This window comes from Roseateles sp. P5_B10, from assembly GCF_056400485.1.
The window spans coordinates 1-3,019 of the sequence record NZ_JBFULE010000644.1; the positions used below are offsets into that span (position 1 = coordinate 1).

The 3,019-nt window shown below is 65.9% G+C and carries 4 protein-coding genes and 1 tRNA gene; all 5 read right to left on the reverse strand.

Translation table 11 applies throughout. The annotated features are described in order from the left end of the window. Positions 1-197: hypothetical protein (locus AC1DU6_RS25305; RefSeq protein WP_477860451.1), on the reverse strand; the 197-nt coding region annotated here is incomplete at its 3' end. 178 nt (positions 198-375) lie between these two features. After that, positions 376-663: a hypothetical protein gene (locus tag AC1DU6_RS25310; RefSeq protein ID WP_477860453.1), complete on the reverse strand. Its 288-nt coding sequence runs from the start codon at positions 661-663 to the stop codon at positions 376-378. Further along, positions 660-1,901 (reverse strand): tyrosine-type recombinase/integrase, encoded by a 1,242-nt coding sequence (locus AC1DU6_RS25315; protein WP_477860455.1) that lies wholly within the window; start codon positions 1,899-1,901, stop codon positions 660-662. Before AC1DU6_RS25315 ends, AC1DU6_RS25310 begins: the two co-directional genes overlap by 4 nt. Before the next feature lie 189 nt (positions 1,902-2,090). After that, a tRNA-Arg gene (locus AC1DU6_RS25320) sits at positions 2,091-2,167 on the reverse strand. A gap of 16 nt (positions 2,168-2,183) precedes the next feature. Further along, positions 2,184-3,019, reverse strand: an 836-nt coding sequence (locus AC1DU6_RS25325; protein ID WP_477860457.1) for an OPT/YSL family transporter, incomplete at its 5' end; no start/stop codon positions are given.

Sequence of the window (3,019 nt, forward strand, 5' to 3'; positions counted from 1 at the left end):
GGCACCCCCGGCGCCGCATCACACAACTCGTTGAACTGCTGCTTCGCCCGATCAACGTATGCACGACTTTCATCCGTCGGGTTTAGCTCGAAGTACGTGGCCTGCATCGCAGACTGTCCGAGCTTGAGGAAAGTGTCTTTCTCGATGCCGAAATCTTCAGCGGTCTCGATCAATTGGTCGAACTGGTCGAGCGCCATCTTCACAATATCCACGAGCGCCCCCTGCGCCCCCTGAGGAAAGTGCCGCGCCAGCCCGTCAGGGAAACGGGTTTTCGGGGATCAGCCTAGGCGCGGCGATTGGATTGTCGGGTCGTTGGCTCAAGCGTGGCTCTGCGCTTGCACGTCCAGGCCCGCCTAAGTCCTCGCAGCCGCCCGCTCAACGCCCTTTGGCTCCGCCATAAGACATCAGACCCATCACGAAGCCGGCCCAATAGCCAAAGCCGGTGTTCGGCCGTCCGACGATCTTGATGCTGCTGAACACGTCCAGGCCCACCAAACCAAGCAGCCAAGACAGCAAGTTCATTGCCACTGAATAGGGGCTGATCAAGCCGTGCCACAGGCCCGAGAAGAAGCCATACGGGTCCGCCACCGCCTCGGGCGTGTAGTGCTTGGCACAGCCGGCCAGCAGCACCAGCAGCGCGACGGCGGCGAGCCCCCGCCTCATGCCGCCTTGAACTCGATAACCTTTGCGCCGGCCTTGAGCTGGTCCAGGTAATCCGCCCATGCCTTCATCAGCGCCCGGCGCTGCTCCATGAACTCGGCGCGGTCGTAGGCCATGCCCAGMGGGCCGGACTTGCCGTGCGCGAGCTGGGCCTCGATGACGTCAGGCGACACGCCGGGCAGCCGCTCGACGATCAGCGTGCGAGCCATGGCGCGGAAACCGTGCGGCGTCATCTCGGCGTTGCCGTAGCCAAGCCGGCGCAGCGCCGTGCGCACGGTGTTCTCGCTCATGCACTTCTCGCCCGTCAGCAGGGAGGGGAACACGTAGCGGCCATGGCCAGTGAGCGGGCGCAGCTCTTCGAGGATCGCCACGGCCTGCGGTGCCAGGGGCACCTGGTGCGGCCGGCCGTTCTGCTTGCCGTGCAACGTGCGCTTCATCTTGGCGGCCGGGATCGTCCACAGCGCGGCGTCGGCGTCGATCTCGGCCCACTCCATCGCCCGGATGTTGCCGGGGCGCTGAAACAGCAGGGCCGATAGCAGCAGGGCGCCGCGCGTCACAGGCTGGCCGGAATAGCCGTCCAGGGCACGCATGAGGTCGCCAGCGCTCGCCGGCTCCAACACCGCCGCCATGTGCTTGACCTTGACCGGCTGAAGGGCGCCGTGCAGATCTGGCGCTGGGTCACGCTCGCAGCGGCCGGTCTGGACACCGAAGCGGAACACCTGGCCCGCCGTCTGGCGGAGCGTGTGAGCGGTTTCCAGGGCGCCGCGCTTCTCTACCCGGCGCAGCGCGTCCAGCAACAGCGGGGCGGTGATGTTCCCCACAGGCATGGGGCCAATGTGGGGGAACAGATCCTTTTCCATGCGCTCGATCCAGCGCGCGGCGTATGTCGGGCTCCATCCGCTCTTCTTCGTCTCGAAGCACTCCCGAGCCACGGCCTCGAAGGTTTGGGCGCTGGCGGCCTTGTTGACCACCTTGGCCACCCGGCGGGCCTGGACAGGATCTTGACCATCACCGCGGGCCTTGCGGGCCTTGTCGCGCCCGTCCCTGGCTTCCTTAAGGCTGACCAGCGGGTAGTTGCCCAGCGCCAGGCGCTTTTCTTTGCCACCGAACCGGTACTTCACGAACCAGCGCTTGGAGCCGGTGGCCGCCACCTCCAGGTACAGGCCCCCAGCGTCGGCGAACCGCGCCCGCGGCTTGTCGGCGGGGCAACTGGCATTGCGGCAGGCGGCGTCAGTGAGCATGGGGAACGGCCTCTTGGGGGAGCGTGTTCCCCCACTGCGGAGGAATTGGCGATTTGTTCCCCTGGATGTTCCCCCTGTTCCCCCGCGCTGTAAAGAGTCTTCGTGAGCGGAYCTGACATGAAAAAGGCGCCTAAGTCCTTGTAGGGGCTAGGCGCCTGATTGGCAGTGAGTTCTCGTGAACCCTTGATTTGGCCTGCCCGGAGGGACTCGAACCCCCGACCTGCTGCTTAGAAGGCAGCTGCTCTATCCAGTTGAGCTACGGGCAGACAGAACAGGTGATTATCAGATCAGCACGCCGATGATCGCGTCGCCGATGCCCATCAGGGCGGYGCCGGAGATCAGCCCGGCGCAGATGGGCTCCATGCCTTCGACCCAGATGCGGTGGCCGCGGGAGTCGGCGGGGGCGTTCTTGTACTTCTTGGCCATGTACCAGAACATCAGCGCGCCGACGAACATCATGAAGGTGGCTTGCGGCGGCAGCGTGACGCCCAGGCCGATGGCTACGGCCGACAGGCCCGATTTGCCCTTGGTGACGATGCGCGCCACCTCGATGGCGACGRCCGCCAGGGCGGCAACGGCCATGGAGATCAGCGCCGAGGTGGGCAGGCTCTTCAGCCCCTTGGCGATGATGTCGGCCACGCCCTTCCATTGCAGCGCCGCGGGGAAGCCGAACTGGTCGGACACCATGTTCGCGGCGCTGGCAGCGCCATTGGCGTCGGGCTTGATGAACAGCAGGAAGAACAGCGGCACGCAGACCAGCACGCCGGCCAGGTTGCCGATGATGTGGCCGATGGCCTGGTGGCGCGGCTTGCCGCCGAGCATGTAGCCGGGCTTGATGTCGGACAGCAGGTTGGCCGCGTTGGAGGCGATCTCGGCCGTCATGCCGGCAGGCAGCAGGTTGGAGCCGGGGTTCGTACGGTCCAGCGCGCCCATCGTGAACTGGGTGATCTTGGACAGCGAGCCGGTCGGCGTCCACGACGTCAGCGCCATGGAGTTGGTGCAGATCACCGTCAGCACGAAGATCAGCGGCAGCGACACGATGGCCAGCCACAGCGGCACGCCGAAGAAGGCGTGCGTGGCGTAGCAGCCCATCAGGCTGACGACGGGCACGCCAATCC